13 protein-coding genes and 1 pseudogene are annotated in these 19663 nt (G+C 59.7%); 7 read left to right on the plus strand and 7 right to left on the minus strand.

Annotated features, from left to right (window positions below):
• Nucleotides 1-409 (minus strand): annotated as a pseudogene (locus PSOLE_RS14880) (IS21 family transposase); the annotation flags it as partial.
• A gap of 136 nt (nucleotides 410-545) precedes the next feature.
• Here PSOLE_RS14880 and PSOLE_RS14885 point away from each other — a divergent pair.
• From PSOLE_RS14885 to PSOLE_RS24725, 3 genes are all read left to right on the plus strand, one after another.
• Nucleotides 546-1004 carry a hypothetical protein gene (locus tag PSOLE_RS14885; protein WP_042919384.1) on the plus strand — a complete coding sequence of 153 codons (459 nt, stop codon included), beginning with the start codon at nucleotides 546-548 and terminating at the stop codon, nucleotides 1002-1004.
• Nucleotides 1005-1381: 377 nt separating this feature from the next.
• Entirely contained in the window at nucleotides 1382-2173 is a 792-nt protein-coding gene (locus PSOLE_RS14890; protein WP_033947703.1) for a hypothetical protein, read from the plus strand.
• A gap of 15 nt (nucleotides 2174-2188) precedes the next feature.
• Entirely contained in the window at nucleotides 2189-3856 is a 1668-nt protein-coding gene (locus PSOLE_RS24725; protein ID WP_074858556.1) for a hypothetical protein, read from the plus strand.
• Between the two features lie 96 nt (nucleotides 3857-3952).
• Here PSOLE_RS24725 and PSOLE_RS24945 read toward each other — a convergent pair whose 3' ends face one another.
• A complete protein-coding gene (locus tag PSOLE_RS24945) occupies nucleotides 3953-4078 on the minus strand; it encodes a hypothetical protein (protein WP_255311657.1) in 126 nt (41 codons plus the stop codon).
• Between the two features lie 325 nt (nucleotides 4079-4403).
• Here PSOLE_RS24945 and PSOLE_RS14900 point away from each other — a divergent pair, with 325 nt between their 5' ends.
• On the plus strand, nucleotides 4404-5186 hold the full coding sequence (locus tag PSOLE_RS14900) for an aminotransferase class IV family protein (RefSeq protein ID WP_055986219.1): 783 nt from the start codon (nucleotides 4404-4406) through the stop codon (nucleotides 5184-5186).
• 91 nt (nucleotides 5187-5277) lie between these two features.
• On the opposite strand, the gene PSOLE_RS14905 is transcribed toward PSOLE_RS14900, so the two are convergent.
• From PSOLE_RS14905 to PSOLE_RS14925, 4 genes are all read right to left on the minus strand, one after another.
• On the minus strand, nucleotides 5278-5829 hold the full coding sequence (locus PSOLE_RS14905; RefSeq protein ID WP_055986222.1) for an isochorismatase family protein: 552 nt from the start codon (nucleotides 5827-5829) through the stop codon (nucleotides 5278-5280).
• A 1051-nt stretch (nucleotides 5830-6880) separates the two neighbouring features.
• Nucleotides 6881-8203 (minus strand): AAA family ATPase, encoded by a 1323-nt coding sequence (locus PSOLE_RS14915; RefSeq protein ID WP_003462213.1) that lies wholly within the window; start codon nucleotides 8201-8203, stop codon nucleotides 6881-6883.
• A gap of 70 nt (nucleotides 8204-8273) precedes the next feature.
• The gene (locus PSOLE_RS14920) at nucleotides 8274-9524 is read right to left on the minus strand and encodes a ribonucleotide-diphosphate reductase subunit beta (RefSeq protein ID WP_055985058.1); all 1251 of its coding nucleotides are present in this window, start codon (nucleotides 9522-9524) and stop codon (nucleotides 8274-8276) included.
• A 458-nt stretch (nucleotides 9525-9982) separates the two neighbouring features.
• Nucleotides 9983-12892, minus strand: coding sequence for a ribonucleoside-diphosphate reductase subunit alpha (locus PSOLE_RS14925; protein ID WP_074858549.1), 2910 nt, complete (start codon nucleotides 12890-12892; stop codon nucleotides 9983-9985).
• Between the two features lie 906 nt (nucleotides 12893-13798).
• Between PSOLE_RS14925 and PSOLE_RS14935 the strand changes: the two genes are divergently transcribed.
• Both PSOLE_RS14935 and PSOLE_RS14940 read left to right on the plus strand, forming a co-directional pair.
• On the plus strand, nucleotides 13799-14554 hold the full coding sequence (locus tag PSOLE_RS14935) for a winged helix-turn-helix domain-containing protein (protein ID WP_074858547.1): 756 nt from the start codon (nucleotides 13799-13801) through the stop codon (nucleotides 14552-14554).
• 10 nt (nucleotides 14555-14564) lie between these two features.
• A complete protein-coding gene (locus PSOLE_RS14940; RefSeq protein WP_074858543.1) occupies nucleotides 14565-16172 on the plus strand; it encodes an ATP-binding protein in 1608 nt (535 codons plus the stop codon).
• A gap of 268 nt (nucleotides 16173-16440) precedes the next feature.
• Here the strand turns inward: PSOLE_RS14940 and PSOLE_RS14945 are convergent, their stop codons facing one another.
• Nucleotides 16441-17145 carry a 4'-phosphopantetheinyl transferase family protein gene (locus tag PSOLE_RS14945; protein ID WP_055985048.1) on the minus strand — a complete coding sequence of 235 codons (705 nt, stop codon included), beginning with the start codon at nucleotides 17143-17145 and terminating at the stop codon, nucleotides 16441-16443.
• 607 nt (nucleotides 17146-17752) lie between these two features.
• Here PSOLE_RS14945 and PSOLE_RS14950 point away from each other — a divergent pair.
• Nucleotides 17753-19627 (plus strand): MFS transporter, encoded by a 1875-nt coding sequence (locus PSOLE_RS14950; protein WP_074858540.1) that lies wholly within the window; start codon nucleotides 17753-17755, stop codon nucleotides 19625-19627.
• The last annotated feature ends 36 nt before the right edge of the window (nucleotides 19628-19663 follow it).

Below are 19663 nucleotides of genomic sequence, written 5' to 3' on the forward strand. Positions count from 1 at the left end.
AGCCTTCCTCGCTCCAGTCAAACTGAAACGCCTCGCCAAGAGCAAAGGTCAGCGGCACAAAGGCCTGCGACGCCTTGCCCTGTCCCCCTCGCCAGGCACGGATAAACGCGGTGAGCTGGCTGTAGCCGCCGTCATAACCTTCGGCTTTGATTTGCGCCAACAGCGCCTTGGCACTGCGCCGCTGTTGCTTGGGCCGCAGCGAATCGGCTTTTAGCGCCTGCTCCAGCGTGGCGTGAAAAGGGCTGAGTTTGTTAAAGATCGCGCGGCGTTGGTAGACCGGCGGCTTGGCCTCAGGTGCTCTGACCCACTTGCGAATCGTGTTGCGCGCCAACCCGGTGCGCTTGGCTATCTCATGTAGCGACAGCTTGTCGCGGAAATACATCCGCCGAATTTTGCCCATCATTTCCATACTGATCACCCTGTGTTCTCCTGCTCAAAAATTGAGCAGAAGCAGTTGAACACCTGGGTCAGTTTTCAGTCGGCAGAACAGCCTCTACTGGGTCAGTTTTCGGTCAGCGGCAACAATTCATATGGAGATGTACAACATGAAAACACGTAAATCACTGCTCGCTCTGCTTACTACCGCTGCACTGTCCGCTGCTGGCGCCGCCCACGCCGGCCCGCCAGTCACGATTACCTTCAAGCATGTCGGGGCCACCGGTACGCCTGCCGCTGTCTATACGATTATCACGGCCAATGAGACGAGCACTTATGCCAATGCCTCACCGAAACCGGATAGCAGTGTGTCAGCGGGAGGCAGTGACAGCTATCAAGTCCAGAGTTTGATTTCTCCCGATGCGAACTTCGCTAACGTCCGCTACAAGATTGGCAGCAAGGAGTGCGTCTTTACTACTACCTACGTCAACATGCTGGGCAGTGGTGGTGTCAAGATTCCTACGTGGAACAAGACGGCCACTCCCAGCGGGGGGGCAATTTGTACGGCGAATATTACCTCCACCAATATCGCGACCCATGCATGGTCGGTTGAATTCACGATGAGATAAACAGCAAAGCCGCGCGCGTTCCCGGTAATGTTCCGCATCACTGGGAACGTTTGCAGCGGCATCGAGAGCTTTGACAAAACAGGGAAAAGTCATGCCAAACTCCTCCGCCACACCGGACACCTACAATGGCCAGCATTTCGGCAATACTGCCAGGGCTATCGTTGCCGACAGCGTATAGTTACTGACGAGAGACCCGGGCGCCTTTTTTGTTCTATTTGACCTGGCGGCGTCCAACGATACCATGGGTGCATAAGTATTCCTTGCGCTTTGTTTGCAGAGCATGCGGAGGCTAAAGCTTTCCGCTATGCAGCCGTTAATGCTGTGAACTATAAGTTTGTATGAAGCCAAGCCGCAGCTGAGGCGATGGAGAAACAGTCATGGCCGGTATTACTACCTACACATCCCTATCCGGTAGCCGCTTGGCTGGCAGCGCTACTACTGCTACGGGCCAAACCCAGGACGTTTCCACTGCCGGCAAGACCAGTGCCACGATCCCAGCAGGAGGCACCGGCCCCACCATCACCGTTTCCAACCTGGCCCGCCAGTTGGGCGAAGCAGCGGTACGCGCTGAAACCCGCGATGCCAGCCTCAGTCGCAAGGAACTGGGCCAAAAGGCCACGGCACAGCTTGATCAGATAATTGGTGACCAGTACTACATAAACAAAGCTAAACACGACGCTGAGGTACCCAATACGGACGATCCCGAACTGCTGGCTCGCGCCAAGCAAGCTACCAGCTTCGTCAACGGTCAGGGTAAGAACCCCTTTGCCGGCTTATCACCGGATCAATTGACCTTAGTCATTTATGACGACAGCGGTACCTTCACGGTTAACGAGCGGCAGGCCGCATGGCAGGAGTCTTATGACCAACGACAAGCATGGAAGCAGCAAGTCATCGCCAAAGCCAATGATGAGTACAACCGCACCGGCAAGATGTCCAATTTCTTCAAAGAAGTGCTTGCCTACTACAACGAGCTGCCCGCCATCGAGCAGGCGCAGTACCCAGAAAGCTATGCTTCCCGTCTACAAGAGCTGATCGACCTCGACTTCAACTACATGACTCATCAGGTCGGGGGCAAGGGCAGCGCGGCTAGCCTGATCGAACAGCTGCTGGGCGAAGGTCCCTATAGGGACAAGGATTTTGCCGCCAAGGCGGCGGATACGGACTGAGCAGAAGGGCTCGCCATGATCGGCATCACCACCTACACCTCTCTAATCAGTCGCCTGACAGGCAATGCCACTGGTGCTGCGGGCCAAACCCAGGACGTTTCCGCCGACGGCAAGACCAGTACCACGCCCCCCGCAGGCAGCACCAGCACGGTCTCTAACCTGGCTCGCCAATTGGGTGAGGCGGCTGCGCATGCTGAGGCTCGTGATGCCAGCCTCAGCCGTAAGGAGCTGGGCCAGAAGGCTACGGCACAGCTTGATCAGATCACTGGCTACGATTACTACCTGAATCAGGAGCGGCACGATGCTGAGGTGCCCAATACCGACGACCCTGAGCTGCTGGCCCGCGCCAAACAAGCTACCAGCTTCGTCAACGGTTCAGGTAGCAATCCCTTCAAGGTCATGTCCCGCGATCAATTGGCACTGATTGCCTATGATGACAGCGGCAGTTTCACTGTTAACGAGCGGCGGGCCGCATGGTCAGAGGCATACAGCCAAGAGGAAGCATGGCGTCAGAAGGTTGTAGCCCAGGCGATGGACGAGTACAACCGCACCGGCAAGATGACCAATTTCTTCAAAGAAGTGCTTGCCTACTACAATGAGCTGCCCGCCATCGAGCAGGCGCAGTACCCGGACGACTATGCTTCTCGTCTGCAAGAGCTGATCGACCTCGACTTCAACTACATGACTCATCGGGCCGAGGGCAAGGGCAGTAGTCCTGCCAATCTGATCGACCAGTTGTTCGCGTCAGCGCCTCACGCTGGCAAAGAGGAGGTTAGCGCCTCTTCATCCACGGCATCGCAATCCATCTCCGCTGCGCAGTCCGCCAGCGCGGCCAACACCACGGCATCGACAGCCGGCCCCGCCAGTAATGGCTACGATCTCATGGTTTCCCGCCTGTTCGGCGGGAAAGAGCCTGCGGTAGCCAACGGCGCCCAAGGCATGAGTGCCAACAACATCGGTCGCAGCGCTTACGACTTCCTCACCTACGAAGATCGTGCCTTGCTGTCGGACATGTACGCTTATGCGCAGGACGAAGGCGCCGATCTGACCTATGTGGATCGCCTGGCCGAAGAGCTTGGCGACTACCGTCAGCACGACAATGGGCGGTTGCGCTCGAACTTCAATAACGGTCACAACTACGACGCCCAAGGGCACCAACTCACGGTCAGCTTCAACGATAAGGACACTGCCACCGCTTCAAGCATCCTGAATGGATCGGCGATCGGCAGTACTCGTATTGATCAGGGCTTCTTGCGCCATATCCTCGATCCAGGCTATGGCGCGTTGAGCAATACCAGCGACCTGGGTTTCCTCGAACAGATGGTGACGAAGTTTTCCGCCGAAGGCGCGACACACTCTTCGCTCGGTAGCCAATACGCTACCTATACCCCGGTCATCAGCATCAAGGACAACATCGTCCTGAGCGCCTCCGAGGACGTGAAGCTCAAGCCCTTCGAGCCGGACATTACCAATGTCAACGGCGTCTGGGCCGTAACCGAAAAAGGTGCGGCGGCGGGTATCACACTGGACGACGTGATCGGCAAGTCTGGGCGCATGGCTACTGCTTCAACTGGCCAGGAGCAGAATCGCTACATTCTGGATGCCTTCTTCGGTAAAGATGAGCAGAACACATCCCGTCCCAGCTGGCTGACCGACCTGTTTGAGCAGCTGCAACAGCGATAGGCTGAGCTATCTTCTCGCCCGCATCGGTCATCGTCGTATCGGCTTTATCGAAAGGCGATAGTTCAGCCTGCCGCGCCGCCAGCCGTGTACTCAGGATCAAGCGGCGATTCGCTGCGCCAGCCGCTTCTGCAGTTTCTCCAGCCCCGTCTGCCCCGCCGGGGTGCCGTTGAACTGCGCCACCTTCGTTAATTCGCGCAATGCATCATTGTCCACGTCGAGCAAGTTGCAGACTACCAAGCGCTTGTGGGTCAAAGTGTATGGCAGAAGGGTTGCGGAAACAGATCAGCACATCGCCACTCTCGTCGAGTGTGGGGCGGCATAAAAACCGGCAACACGCCAATTCCCTTTGTTTGCTGATGCGGCTTCGCAGAATGGCGATGGTCTCGGCTCGACCTTGCCGAGAGCCGCACCATGCACGCCGCCCTTCCCTACCGCAGTTTCCTGCTGCTGGCCGTCCTGACGGCTGGCTGCGCGACGCCGTCCTCTCCCACTTCCGTTCAGGAAGAAGTGGCGGTTCCAGCATCGGAATACGTCCCGGTCGTCCTACATCGATGGACAACCCGTCAGCGCTTCACCGCTGAACCCGTTGGCTTTCGCCGGTTTTGCCCACTTCACCGCGATGCAGGTCAGACACTCCAGAATCAAGGGGCTGGATCTTCACCTGCAGCGTCTGCGCGATGCCTCTCTGAAACTCTTCAACCGTGCGCCTGCTGAAGCGTTGCTACGGTCATACATTCGCACCGCGGTCGAAGAAGGCACGAGCGACCAGTCACTGACCGTCACCGTCTTTTCACCTCACGGCGAGTTCACGGCCGCCAGCATGGAGGTTGAGCCTGCCGTGTTCGTACGCACAGCCGCACCGTCCGATGGGCCGCAAGGCCCGTTGTGCTTGAGTGTCATCGAGCATGAGAGGCCGCTGGCGGCAATCAAGCATGTCGGTGAAATCGGCAAGACCTATTACTTGCACCAGGCCATACGTGAGGGTTTCGATGATGCGGCCTTCGTCAATCAACGTGGGCACCTGAGTGAGGCCACGATCTGGAACCTGGCGTTCTGGGATGGTGAGACGGTGATCTGGCCTGAGGCCGAGATGCTCAAAGGCACCATGATGGGCATGGTTCAGCGTCAACTTGCCCGCCTCGGCATGCCCCAGCGTTGTGAAGTCATCACGCTCGAGCGGGTGAAAGAGCTCTCTGGGGCGGCCGTGATGAACTCATGGACACCGGGGATTCCGGTCACTGCCATCGCCGCTCATATGCTCGCTGAGGCAAGGCCGTTCATCGAGCTGCTGCACAAGGCCCATGAGGCTGAGCCGGCCGACTTTCCCTGAGATTGGCGCAAGGCGGTCAGTGGAGGGCAATCCAAGCGGTGCGCAGGGTGGATGACACTTTCTTCATCCACCGTTGGATACGGCGTCCGGGTTACTCGCTGAGTCGTGCAATCACATCGTCTGATGACATGACCTCAGCATATTCGGCGCCCAGTATGGCCAACGTCAGCTCGTGCACGGTCGAGGCTTCCCAGCGGGTTCCACCTGGCCCTGTTACAGGTACGGCGGTTGTGGCATCTGACGGGAGGATGATGCTGTACCCGAGCGCTTTGCCTGCGCGGACGGTGGCATCCATGCTGTTATGGATCACAACGCCCGTCAGCACGATGCGATTTGCGTTCATTCCCTTCAGCGTGGCATCCAAGTGGGTGCCTATGAACGCGCAGTTTTCATTCTTGATGATGACGGCTTCGCCCTCTATCGGCGCGACTTCCTGTTTGATGCCATTCCAGGGGCCGTGAACGTAATAGCTCGACGTGGGTGTCTTTTCATCGTGTTTTACGTGAAGGACGGGCCAGCCATTCGAGCGCCAGAATTGCAGGAGGCGTTGGATGACGGACAGGTAACCGGGGTGACTTTTGTCATTCCAGACGGGCTGGGCGTGTCCGGCATTTGGTGTCGTCTCCTTACGATGAAGCCTCAGTGTGCTGCAGTGTTTTTCTATCAACAACCATGGCAGCTCGATAGCTCCAACGTTTCGGCAGGCGTAGGGTGGATGACGCTTTTTCCATCCACCATTGCGGTGGTAGCCGGCTCACTTCCCTTCGGCGTGAACCCGCCGCTTCTACGTTGTTGCCGATACCGGTTCCGCTCTTACAGCGGCTCACTTTTGGCAGACGCCCCAAAAGTAAGCAAAAGGTCTGTGCCCCTGCCATCCGGCCCGACTTCGTCGGGTTCCCTCGCTCCATCGTCGTTCCAGGGGCACGCCGCGAAGGGCCATCCCTGGCCCATCGCGGCTCTCGCGGCATCCATGCCGCTCAACCCCTTACACAACGATTCCACTCGGCCTCCTGACGGGGCGTTTGGCGTCGTCTGTGAGATCGGCGATCCAGCACCAAACAGAGCGAGAGCATTGCGGCTTGGCCGCAATGCTCTCGCTTTAAGCTCTGCTTTTGCTTTTTTGCTCTGCCTTCCACAACACGTTCAAACACCGCGGTCCCCGAATCCCGTCAGGAGGCCGAGTGGAGGTGCTGTGGAGAGGGGCGTTTGGCATGGATGCCAAACGAGGAGTGATGGGCCAGGGATGGCCCTTCGCGACGACCCTCGGAACAGCGCCGGAGCGAGGGGAGTTGAGCGCAGCGAAACCCGGATGCCGGGCGCGCTTTCTCTTTGGTTACTTTCTGCGCGAGTAAAGAGAAACGGAGCGAAGCGGAGTAACAGCCGCAGGCTGGCCCGAAGGGCGAGCGAAGCGAGTCAAGTGACTCGCCGTAAGGGCGAAAAGGTGCATGAGTGACGCCGGTAAATCGTGGTCTGTCCCCGATTACCGTCCAGAAAATAAATTTGTCCCCTTTACCTTCCGGGCGCGTCGGTAATTGGACATGGCGGCTCATCCTTGAGCGGTGGCGGTGCCTGAACCATGGTGGACAAGCTTCGCGTTGTCCACCCGGCGGCGGTTATTTCGTCGTAGGGTGGATGACGCTTTTTCATCCACCGTTTGCGGCGGTTGTCCGAGCTACTCGCTTCCAATATCAGAGTTAATTTTCAGCAGAGCTCTCGTACTCGATTACTGCGTAGTCTTCCTTGAGAGTGATAAAGATTTGTCTGATTAACTGTGGCTGAGTTTGTTTGTCATCTGTGTGTTGGAGAGATTGAGCGTATGCGCGATGGAATTGGTCTGTAAATGCATATAGTCCGGAGTTGCTGTCGTGTCTCAGGATTGAGCCGTACTCTGGGTCTACTAATTTGGCTAGGTGAGACTTTAAGATTTGATCTGTGTAAGTCGGTTCATTTTCTTTGATTCTTTTGAGTAAGTTGAACCTGGCAAGGCCTCTTTCTGGTGCCAGTGATAGCGCTTTGATGATAAGTGTGGAGCTATCAAACTTTGTGCTTCTTCTGATTTTCAATGCTTTGTCAAAAGAGTTTTTTAAGGAGTCTGATGCGCTTCTAATGTATTTTTCGACTGCGTTGTCGAAGTTTTCATCATCTATTGCGGTTTGGGTGCTTTGTTTGTATTTTATGTTTGCACTAATGCACATGTTAAGACAGAGTCTGTGGCATATTGATGCTATGCCGCATGCGTACTTAACCACCTTCCGTTTTGCGCTTGGGGTGAATCTTATATTAAGAAGTTGCTCTCCTTTAGTGATGATGGAGAAGAGTTCTTCTTCGGTCATCAGTGGGACAGCAATTTCTGCCACTCTCTCTTTCATTTCCTTGTCGTAGTCAACGACTTGACGTGCAGTGTCCACGGCTCCGAGGCAAACGATTTTTACGGTTGGATACTCGTATGCTAGATCCATGAATACTTTCAGAAGCTGAGAAAGCTTTTCCTTTTCTGCTGCTTCGATTTTGTGGAAGTCTTCTATGACCCAGCATTGCCCCGAGTTTCCGATTAGCCTACCCAGCGCCTGAGGGGTAAGTTGTGGAGGTAGAACTCTCTTTTCTGTAGCGCTGATGGCCTTGGTTTTAGCTGCTTCAAGCGAGGATTTAATGGATGAGTATGAGGCAGCAATATTTGCCTTCACGCTTTCGCTTGTTGAATTTGAGCGATCAGACTCATAAAAGGGTGCTAATTGATCAAATGCCTCTGTAAGGATTTGCTCAAAGGTCATTCCCTTCATGCATCTGGTTGTAATGTGGTGGGAGTAAATCTGTTCTAACTTGTTGGTGAGTAGCGTAGTTTTTCCGCTACCAGTATGCCCATACACAACTACCTGTGTTCCTGGCGTCTCTAGAGCATCGACTAGGTCGTTATTGACAATGTCCCGGTCAATGAACGTAAGCTTGGCTGGTTGGGTTGGGGTAAATACATTGTGGACAGTGTATGGGCCAGTGCCCTGACCAAGAAACTCAATCATCCTGTCTCCAAGCTGCTCCCCCTTCTGAGGAGCAGCTACATCGTGGACGTTTTAATGTGTTGAACCCAACTCAATCCCAGCTCAACGCCCCACCAGTCTGATACTCGATCACGCGGGTCTCGAAGAAGTTCTTCTCCTTCTTCAGGTCCATGATCTCGCTCATCCACGGGAAGGGGTTGGTAGTACCTGGGTACTCTTCCTTCAGGCCGATCTGGGTCAGGCGGCGGTTGGCGATGAATTTGAGGTAGTCCTCCATCATCGCGGCGTTCATGCCCAGTACGCCGCGCGGCATGGTGTCACGTGCGTATTCGATCTCCAGCTGGGTGCCCTGCAGGATCATCTGGGTCGCTTCGTCCTTCATCTGGGCATCCCACAGGTGTGGGTTCTCGATCTTGATCTGGTTGATCACGTCGATGCCGAAGTTCAGGTGCATGGACTCGTCACGCAGGATGTACTGGAACTGCTCGGCGGTGCCGGTCATCTTGTTGCGGCGGCCCATGGAGAGGATCTGGGTGAAGCCGCAATAGAAGAAGATGCCTTCCAGTACGCAGTAGTAGGCGATCAGGTTACGCAGGAACTGGCGGTCGGTTTCCGGGGTGCCGGTCTGGAACTGCGGGTCGGAGATCGAGCGGGTGTACTTCAGGCCCCAGGAGGCCTTCTTCGCGACGCTCGGGATCTCGTGGTACATGTTGAAGATCTCGCCTTCATCCATGCCCAGCGATTCGATGCAGTACTGGTAGGCGTGGGTGTGGATCGCTTCCTCGAAGGCCTGGCGCAGGATGTACTGGCGGCACTCGGGGTTGGTGATCAGGCGGTACACGGCCAGGACCAGGTTATTGGCCACCAGGCTGTCGGCGGTGGAGAAGAAGCCGAGGTTGCGCATGACGATGCGGCGCTCGTCTTCGCTGAGACCGTCTGTGGATTTCCACAGCGCGATGTCGGCGTTCATGTTCACTTCCTGCGGCATCCAGTGGTTGGCGCAACCATCCAGATACTTCTGCCAGGCCCAGTCGTACTTGAAGGGTACGAGTTGGTTGAGGTCGGCGCGGGCGTTGATCATCTGCTTGTCGCCGACCTGTACGCGCGCGGAGGCGCCTTCGAGGTCGTCCAGGCCTTCCTGGATGTCGAGGTCGTTCAGGGCTTTCTTGGCGCGGGCCACGGCGTCGGAGTCGTTGGCGTCGACGGCGCGGGCCTGCTCGACCGAGCCGGCAGCTTCGCTGTCGAGCTTGTCGAAATTGGTGCCGGCGCTCTGTGCGTTGGCGTTGCTTGCGACGGCTGCTTCTGCGCCGTCTTCCTTGTCGAATTCATCCCAGCTCAGCATGGCTTGGCTCCTGCGTGAGGGCCGGTGAATAAACCGGCCTGTATGGATATACAGATAATTTGAATTATGTTCCGTTGCGTGATGCGCGCAAGGGTAAAACGGGTACCACTGGTCAGCAGGCGGTGGATTGCTGGCTGACCGTTGCCCCTCGACCCGGGGGAGGGGCGGGAATTTTGGGGGGAGGGTTGGCGGTTCTGCTCGGGCTTTGGGTCGCGGCTAAAGCCCCTCCCACATATACAAGCCGAACCGCTTGCCCTCTCCCTAACCCTCTCCCGCAAGCGGGAGAGGGGATCGATCGGTGTGTTGCTCTAGCTTTTCATCCAACCTTCGAGCGTGTAGCTGAGCGAGTGAGCGCTAGGCGCCTGGTAGGTCGGAGCCCCTGAGCGTACTTCAGTACGTGATGGGGGCCGGCCTACCTGGCAACGACGCGGGCGCCGCTCAGATCCACGCGAAAGCCTTCACTGACAGGCTTCGCAGTCTGGTTCGTCGATGGCACAGGCCTTTGGTACTGGCGCCGGGGCCGGGGCGGCCTGCTGGGCAGGCGCCTGGGCCTTGGCCGAGAAACCTTCGTCACCACCAGCGGAAACTGCGTTGAGCTTGCCGGTGTTGATGGTGGACTTCTCGGTGCTGGTGGCGGCCAGGGCACGGAGGTAGTAGGTGGTTTTCAGGCCACGGTACCAGGCCATGCGGTAGGTCACGTCCAGCTTCTTGCCCGAGGCGCCGGCGATGTACAGGTTCAGCGACTGAGCCTGGTCGATCCACTTCTGGCGACGGCTGGCGGCGTCGACGATCCACTTGGTTTCCACTTCGAAGGCGGTGGCGTACAGGTCTTTCAGATCCTGCGGGATGCGCTCGATCTGCTGCACGGAACCGTCGTAGTACTTCAGGTCGTTGACCATGACCGGGTCCCACAGGCCGCGATTTTTCAGGTCGCGCACCAGGTAGGGGTTGATCACGGTGAATTCGCCGGAGAGGTTCGATTTCACGTACAGGTTCTGGTAGGTCGGCTCGATGGACTGCGACACGCCAATGATGTTGGAGATGGTCGCGGTCGGCGCGATGGCCATGATGTTCGAGTTACGAATACCTTTCTTCACGCGCTCGCGGATCGGTGCCCAATCCAGCGATTCGGACAGGTCGACGTCGATGTACTTCTGGCCACGGGCTTCGATCAGCAGTTGCTGCGAGTCCAGCGGCAGGATGCCCTTGCTCCACAGCGAGCCTTCGAAGGTGCTGTAGCTGCCGCGCTCTTCGGCCAGGTCACAGGAGGCCTGGATGGCGTAGTAGCTGATGGCTTCCATCGACTTGTCGGCGAACTCGACGGCAGCGTCGGAGCCGTAGGCGATGTGCTGCAGGTACAGGGCGTCCTGGAAGCCCATCAGGCCGAGGCCGACCGGACGGTGCTTGAGGTTGGAGTTCTTCGCCTGCGGCACGCTGTAGTAGTTGATGTCGATGACGTTATCGAGCATGCGCACCGCGGTCTTCACGGTGCGGCTGAGTTTCTCGGTGTCCAGCTTGCCGTCATTGATGTGGTTGACCAGGTTGACCGAACCCAGGTTGCAGACGGCGATCTCGTCCTTGTTGGTGTTCAGGGTGATCTCGGTGCACAGGTTGGAGCTGTGTACCACGCCCACGTGCTGCTGCGGGCTGCGCAGGTTGCACGGGTCCTTGAAGGTCAGCCATGGGTGGCCGGTCTCGAACAGCATCGAGAGCATCTTGCGCCACAGGTCTTTGGCCTGGATGGTCTTGTACAGCTTGATCTTGCCGTACTCGATCAGGGCTTCGTAGTACTCGTAGCGCTCTTCAAAGGCCTTGCCGGTGAGGTCGTGCAGGTCCGGTACTTCGGACGGGCTGAACAGGGTCCACTTGCCGTCTTCGAAGACGCGCTTCATGAACAGATCCGGAATCCAGTTGGCGGTATTCATGTCGTGGGTACGACGACGGTCGTCACCGGTGTTCTTGCGCAGCTCGAGGAATTCCTCGATGTCCATGTGCCAGGTTTCCAGGTAGGCGCAGACCGCGCCCTTGCGCTTGCCGCCCTGGTTGACCGCCACGGCGGTGTCGTTGACCACTTTGAGGAAGGGCACGACGCCCTGGGATTTGCCGTTGGTGCCCTTGATGTAGGAGCCCAGCGCGCGCACCGGCGTCCAGTCGTTACCCAGACCGCCGGCGAATTTCGACAACATGGCGTTGTCGTGGATGGCGCCATAGATGCCCGACAGGTCGTCCGGCACGGTGGTCAGGTAGCACGACGACAGCTGCGGACGCAGGGTGCCGGCGTTGAACAGGGTCGGGGTCGACGCCATGTAGTCGAACGAGGACAGCAGGTTGTAGAACTCGATGGCGCGGTCTTCGCGGTTCTTCGGCTCTTCGATGGCCAGGCCCATGGCCACGCGCATGAAGAACACCTGCGGCAGTTCGAAACGGATGCCGTCCTTGTGGATGAAGTAACGGTCGTACAGGGTCTGCAGGCCCAGGTAGGTGAACTGCTGGTCGCGCTCGTGGTTCAGCGCCTTGCCCAGTTTCTCCAGGTCGTACTCTTTGAGTTTCGGGTCGAGCAGCTCGAACTCGGCGCCTTTTTCCACGTAGGCCGGCAGGGCCTTGGCGTACAGGTCGGCCATCTCGTGGTGAGTGGCGCTGGCAGTGATGTTGAGGAAGCTCAGGGCCTCGGCGCGGATGTTGTCCATCAGCAGGCGGGCGGTGACGTAGCTGTAGTTCGGCTCACGCTCGACCAGGGTACGGGCGGTCATCACCAGAGCGGTGTTGACGTCCTTCTCGGCCACGCCGTCGTACAGGTTCTTCAGGGTTTCGCGCTCGATCAGCGAACCATCGACTTCGGCCAGGCCTTCACAGGCTTCACGGATGATGGTCTGCAGGCGGCCCATGTCCAGCGGCTGCAGTTCACCGCCAGCGGTGGTGATGCGGATGCTCGGGTGCGGCTGGGCGATGTCGCTGCCGGCATTGGCGCTCTTGCGCTTGTTGGCCTGGGCTTCGCGGTAGATCACGTAGTCGCGGGCGACTTTCTGCTCGCCGGCGCGCATCAGGGCCAGTTCGACCTGGTCCTGAATCTCTTCGATGTGGATGGTGCCGCCGGACGGCATGCGGCGCTTGAAGGTGGCGGTGACCTGCTCGGTCAGGCGCGCAACGGTATCGTGGATGCGCGACGAGGCGGCGGCGGTGCCGCCTTCTACTGCGAGGAAGGCCTTGGTGATGGCGACGGTGATCTTGTCATCGGTGTAGGGGACGACAGTGCCGTTGCGCTTGATCACACGCAGTTGGCCGGGGGCGGTGGCAGCCAGATCCTGGGAGGATTCAGCGGCCTGCGGCGCCACGGCCTGCGGGTTCTCGCGAGTAGTGTCGGTATGCATGGAGATCTCCGTGTTCTGTAATTTTTGGTTGGACGTCACGATTAGAAACTGTGCCCTGTCCGCCGTTCATTCCATTAGCAGGCGGTTGAAAAACTACCTGCGTTGGCAATCCTGCGTTAAAAACGACCTCAAAATGCTCATTTACAACACGTAAACTGCGCTTTTTCGGTCGTTTTTGCCTTGTCTTGCCTGCCTCGCCTACGTTTTTCAACGGCCTGTTAACAACTGAGCCGCACGCGGCAGCGGGGCCGGGTACGGGGTGTCGCAAGAGCGGGCAGGGTGGACACGACTTCAAGTGCCGTCCTGGCGCATAAGTCACAGCGGGGCATTACCACGCCCCGCCTACTACATATAGTGGTCGACTTGCGGATAAGACCGCTGTCTGACCGGCTCACACGCAACGTCTGGCGTTGCTGCGCGGCTGTAACCCAGGCCAGTCCTGGGTTAGGGCGAAACGGTTAGCCGGGATATCTGGAAAACCCTGTGAAAAGGGCTTGCGCGATTCGTTCTTTTTGTGTCCCGTTTTCTGCAGTAACCCAACATCTGGTGGGTGCCGTGCAATAGGGATACAAGATAGTGCGCTGTTGGAGGCATTGCAAGGCGCTAGAAAAAGCACAGCCTGTGGATAAGCTGTGAGTGCCTTGTGGGTGTTAACAGCGTAGCCCGCGTGTTCTCTGGCTCTGGCTGCTAATGACCGTTCGTCGCTCCTGGCGGAAGGTTTGCAGCAATGTGGCGAAGCTGTTCGGCGGCGCACAGACTACCACTATATATAGTGTTTTTGGCATGTGCTGTGCTTAACCAGGTGCCAGGTCTGGGCGCTGGTTTGTCGCTCGCGCCGAGACGCGCTCAGCCCCTAGAATGGCGGCGGTGTTTGCGGCACTTGCCGCTATGCGAAGAGGAAAGGGTGTGGAACAAGAAGCGTGGCAGATTCTGATCGTCGAGGATGACCAGCGCCTGGCGCAGTTGACCCGCGAATATCTGGAGGGCAACGGCCTGCGAGTGGCCATCGAAGCCGATGGCGCGCGTGCGGCGGCGCGGATTCTCGCCGAGCAGCCGCACCTGGTGATTCTCGACCTGATGCTGCCGGGTGAAGATGGCTTGAGCATCTGCCGCAAGGTGCGCAGCGGTTACAAGGGGCCGATCCTCATGCTCACCGCGCGTACCGACGATATGGATCAGGTGCTGGGCCTGGAGATGGGCGCCGATGACTACGTGTGCAAGCCGGTGCGCCCGCGTGTGCTGCTGGCGCGCATTCGTGCGCTGCTGCGCCGCCGTGAGGGCGGCGAGAGTGAGCGTGACGAGGGTCAGCCACGGCGTCTGCAGTTCGGCGCGCTGGCCATCGACAGCGCCATGCGCGAAGCCTGGCTGGGCGAGCAGGGCATCGAGCTGACCAGCGCCGAGTTCGATCTGCTCTGGCTGCTGGCGGCCAATGCCGGGCGCATTCTGTCGCGCGAGGAGATCTTCAATTCCCTGCGCGGTATCGAGTACGACGGCCAGGACCGCTCCATCGACGTGCGCATTTCGCGCATTCGCCCGAAGATCGGCGATGACCCGATGCACCCGCGGATGATCAAGACGGTGCGCAGCAAAGGCTACTTGTTCGTCGCCGAGGCCGCCGAGGCGCTGCCGTTCGGTGATGCGTCGCCGATTCTGCGCGATTGATCGGACGGCCATGAACTCGATCTTCCTGCGCATCTATGGCGGCATGCTTGCCGCGCTGGTGCTGGTGGCGCTGCTGGGCGTCGGTACCCTGCACCTGGTCAACGAGGTGCGCGGCGACCAATACCGCGAAGGCCTGGCGCGCGGCACCTTCCGCCTGATGGCGGACAATCTGCTGCCGATGAACGAGGTGGAGCGCAGGCGCGCTCTGGTGGTGTGGTCGCGTCTGCTCGGTATTCCGTTGGAGCTGCAGGCACTGAGCGAGGTGCCGCTGGAAAGCAGCGAGCGCAATCGCCTGCAGCGCGGCCACGTGCTGGTGCAGCAGACCGGCCCGCACTCGGCCAGGGTCTATGGCCTGCTCGATGGCAAGCAGCCGCTGCTGTTGACTGGCGAGATCCAGCAGATCAGCGAGCAGTTGGCGCGGGCCACCAACTATCTGCTGATCGATGAACTGGTGCGCTACCCGGTGCATGAGCAGCCGCAGCGCCTGGCTGAACTGAAGGCGGCCAAGCAGTTCGGCTTCAACCTGCAGTTGGTGCGGCTCGAGGACGCCACCCTCGACCTCGACCAGCGCAGGCGTATCGACGAGGGCGATACGGTGATGGCACTGGGCAAGGGCGGCGACTCCATCTATGTGTTCTCCGGCATCGTCGATACGCCCTGGGTGCTGGAGATCGGCCCGCTGTATCAGATGAACCCTTATCCGCCGCAACTGCTGGTGCTGATCGGTGCGCTGGGGCTGAGCCTGATCGGCCTGATCGTCTATCTGTTGGTGCGCTCGCTGGAGCAGCGCCTGCGTGCGCTGGAAAGTGCGGCCACGCATATCGCCAGCGGCCGCCTGGATGCCCGCGTACCGACGCGTGGCGCGGACTCGGTGGGGCGTCTGGCCAGCAGTTTCAACGCCATGGCCGAGCACCTGCAGACCTCCCTAAGCACCCAGCGCGAGCTGGTGCGTGCGGTGTCCCACGAGCTGCGCACGCCGGTGGCGCGGCTGCGTTTCGGCCTGGAGATGATCGCCGACGCGCCGAACGAAACTGCCCGGCGCAAGTACATGGACGGCATGGACAGCGATATCCAGGACCTCGACAAGCTGGTCGACGAGATGCTGACCTACGCGCGCCTGGAGCAGGGTTCGCCGGCGCTGAACTTCCAGCAGGTGGAGCTCAAGGCACTGATCGATCAGGTGATCGACGAGTTGGCGCCGCTGAGCAACAAGGTGCGTGTGGAGTCGGGGGCGGTGCTCAGCGTGCAGGCCGAGGGCGCCTGCTGGGTCGAGGCCGAGCCGCGCTATCTGCACCGCGCGCTGCAGAATCTGGTGAGCAATGCCATGCGTTACGCCGAAGGCAAGGTGTTGATCAGTTGCCAGGTCGGCTACAAGCGCTGCCGCATCGACGTCGAGGACGACGGCCCGGGCGTGCCGGAAGAAGCCTGGGAGCGCCTGTTCAGTCCCTTCCTGCGTCTCGATGACAGCCGCACGCGGGCCTCTGGCGGGCATGGCCTGGGCCTGTCGATCGTGCGCCGGATCATCTACTGGCACGGCGGCCGTGCGCAGATCGGCCGCAGCGACAGCCTGGGCGGTGCGCGTTTCAGCCTGGTGTGGCCACGGCAGCAGGGGGAGTAGGGCGCGACTGTGTGCTGGACCTGGTGCGCTGTGCGCACCGATTTTTTGCCTGCGCTGTAGCCGGATGCAATCCGGGGCGATTGAGCTCGGCCAAAAGCATCGCGGCTGAAACCGCTCCTACAGACGCCCACAGGTCCCGTGGGAGCGGCTTCAGCCGCGATAGCTCTATCCAGCTCGCATGAAATCCGGTCTGCGCCGTGACCGCCGCCGGCTTTGCAGGGTGCGCCGCGCGCACCGGGTTATCCATCAATGCTGTTGTGTTGCGTGATCACGCCGCCACGGCCACCAGACTCAGCACCTTGTTATCGAACAGCGCGAACTGGCCATCCAGCTCGGCGCCCGTGCGCCAGTCTGGGTGCAGGTCGATCAGCAGGCGCAGGCGTGCGCTGTCGTGGTCCATTTCCAGCAACTCGGCGTCATGGAAATAGAAGCGCGTTAGGGTCAACGGGTAGAGCGCCTTGAACAGGCTCTCCTTGAGCGAGAAGGTCAGGCTGATGCGCGCGGCGCGGGTCTTGTTGTCCAGGTTTTGCAGGCGCTGCAGTTCGGCGGGAGTGAGAATTTCGCCCTGCAGACGCTGGGCGCGCTCTGCGGGCAGCAGGCGCTCGACGTCCAGGCCTAGCGCGCGCCAATGCTCACGCTGGGCGACCAATGCAGCAGCCCAGTTGGCGCCATGGGTGATGGAGCCGACCACGCCGCGTGGCCACTGCGGCGCGCGGTCTTCACCTACGTCTGGCACGCTGGGCTGGCCGGTCACGCGGCGTAGTGCCTCGCGGGCACATAGGCGTCCGGCCAGGTACTCGGCCTGGCGCTTGGCGACGCCGCGCACCGGGGCGATATCGCAGCGAGCGAAGTCATCTTCTGCGAGCAGGGCTGGGTCGAAACGGGTGCTGATCAGCTGCGCGCCGGGCAGTACGCGGGGCAGCGGGTTGTGCGTGTCGAGAGGGCTACAGCAGGCGGGGTGGTGAGCGTTCATGGGCGCGATTGTGCCGCGCGGCGGACCGTGCAGTCATCTGCCGTTTACATTTCTTTGCAGGCAGGTAACAAAGCTAAACGGACGCTGAGGCTGGCTTTTGTCAGACTGCGCTGGCATTCCTCAGGGAGTGCAGGTGAGGTTGTAGTCAGTGCGAGGGCACTGACGTTTTCTCCGAGTTCGAGAACGGTAGCCCGATTGGGCTGCCGTTTTTTTTGCGTTGCGTTCTGTGGCGCGCGCGTTGTAGGAGGCGCTTCAGCGGCGAGCTTTGTGCAGATGCAGTCGCGGCTAAAGCCCCTCCCACAAAGGTAATGCTGTTCACATAAGAAATGGTGGAGCGTGAATAGTCCCCTGGCCCCTTTGGGGGAAGGGCGGGCCGCGTTCGAATAGGGGAAGTCGGCGGTTTTGCTGCTATTTTCAGCCCTCTCCCCCAGCCCCTCTCCCATGAATGGGAGAGGGGGGGCTAAGCGCTCGCGGCCCTAGATGAACAGCATCACCTCCCACGAAGTCGCTTTAGCCAAGGCGCTCGTATTTGCCCTGTGGCTTTCGTGGGGGGATTTGCAGTCAAATGCCTGTGCGGGTAAATCTACCCCCGCGAGGACCATGGACGATGACCCAACAATCGCAGTTCGCCCTGCTCGGCAAGAAGCGCTTTCTGCCGTTTTTCGTGACGCAATTGCTCGGCGCCTTCAACGACAATATCTTCAAGCAGTCGCTGATTCTCGCCATCCTCTTCAAGCTCAACACGGGCGCCGACCGCGATCTGCTGGTCAATCTCTGTGCCTTGCTGTTCATCCTGCCATTCTTTCTGTTCTCCGCCCTCGGCGGCCAGTTTGGCGAGAAGTTCGCCAAGGACGCGCTGATCCGCAAGATCAAGTTCGCCGAGATCCTGATCATGCTCGCCGGTGCCGTCGGGGTGCTGCTGGACAACCTGCCGCTGATGCTTGTCGTGTTGTTCGCCATGGGTACGCAGTCGGCGCTGTTTGGCCCGGTGAAGTATTCGATTCTGCCGCAGCACCTCAGGGAGCAGGAGCTGGTGGGCGGCAACGCCCTGGTGGAGATGGGTACGTTCCTGGCGATTCTGGCTGGCACCATCGGCGCCGGGATCATGATGGCCAGCAGCAATTATGCGCCCATCGTCGCCGGTTCGGTGGTGGCTGTGGCGCTGCTTGGCTACCTAGCCAGCCTGGGTATTCCCAGGGCGTCGGCGGCGATGCCTGAGTTGCCGCTGGACTGGAACATCTTTCGTCAGTCCTGGGCCATCATGAAGCTTGGCCTGGGCCAGCGTCCGGCGGTGTCGCGCTCGCTGGTGGGCAACTCCTGGTTCTGGTTTCTCGGCGCGATCTACCTGACGCAGATTCCGGCTTACGCCAAGGAGTGGCTGTACGGTGACGAGAGCGTAGTGACGCTGATTCTCACCGTGTTCTCGCTGGGTATCGGCCTGGGCTCGATGCTTTGCGAGCGCATGAGCGGGCACAAGGTGGAGATCGGCCTGGTGCCGTTCGGCTCCATTGGCCTGACCCTGTTCGGCATGCTGCTGTGGTGGTTCTCCGGCGGTTTCCCACAGGGCGCCGCGCCGCATGACTGGCTGGCGCTGCTTGGCTACGGCCAGGCCTGGTGGATTCTCGGCTGCATCCTCGGCATCGGTCTGTTTGGCGGCTTCTACATCGTGCCGCTGTACGCGCTGATCCAGTCGCGCACCGCCGAGCACGAGCGGGCGCGGGTGATCGCGGCCAACAATATCCTCAATGCGCTGTTCATGGTGGCGTCGGCCATTGCAGCGATCCTGTTCCTGAGCGTCGCCGGGCTGTCGATTCCGCAGTTGTTCCTGGCCATCTCACTGATGAACATCGCGGTCAACAGCTACATCTTCAAGATCGTCCCCGAATTCAGCATGCGTTTTCTCATCTGGCTGCTGGGGCATTCGCTGTACCGGGTCGAGCACAAGGGGCTGGACGCGATTCCCGACGAGGGCGCGGCGGTTCTGGTGTGCAACCACGTGTCGTTCGTCGATGCACTGTTGATCGGCGGCGCCATTCGCCGGCCGGTGCGCTTCGTCATGTACTACAAGATCTACGACCTGCCGGTGCTCAATTTCATTTTCCGCACCGCCGGCGCCGTGCCGATTGCCGGGCGCAGCGAGGACCTGCTGATCTACGACGCGGCGTTCAGGAAGATCGCCGAATACCTGCGCAATGGCGAGTTGGTGTGCATTTTCCCCGAGGGCAAGCTGACCACGGATGGCGAGATCGACGAGTTCAAGGCAGGGGTCGAACGCATTCTCGAAGAGAACCCGGTGCCGGTGATTCCCATGGCGCTGCAAGGTTTGTGGGGCAGCTTCTTCAGTCGCGACCCGCACAAAGGGCTGTTCAAGCGCCTGTGGTCGCGGGTGTGCCTGGTGGCGGGAACGCCGATTGCGCCGGAGCAGGCCAAGCGCGAGGCGTTGCAGGCGCAGGTGGCGGCCTTGCGTGGGGATTGGCGTTGACTTGAACCATGTGGGAGGGGCTTTCGGCTCGGGCAT

The sequence above is a fragment of the Pseudomonas oleovorans subsp. oleovorans genome, from assembly GCF_002197815.1.
In the GTDB taxonomy this organism is placed as follows: domain Bacteria; phylum Pseudomonadota; class Gammaproteobacteria; order Pseudomonadales; family Pseudomonadaceae; genus Aquipseudomonas; species Aquipseudomonas oleovorans.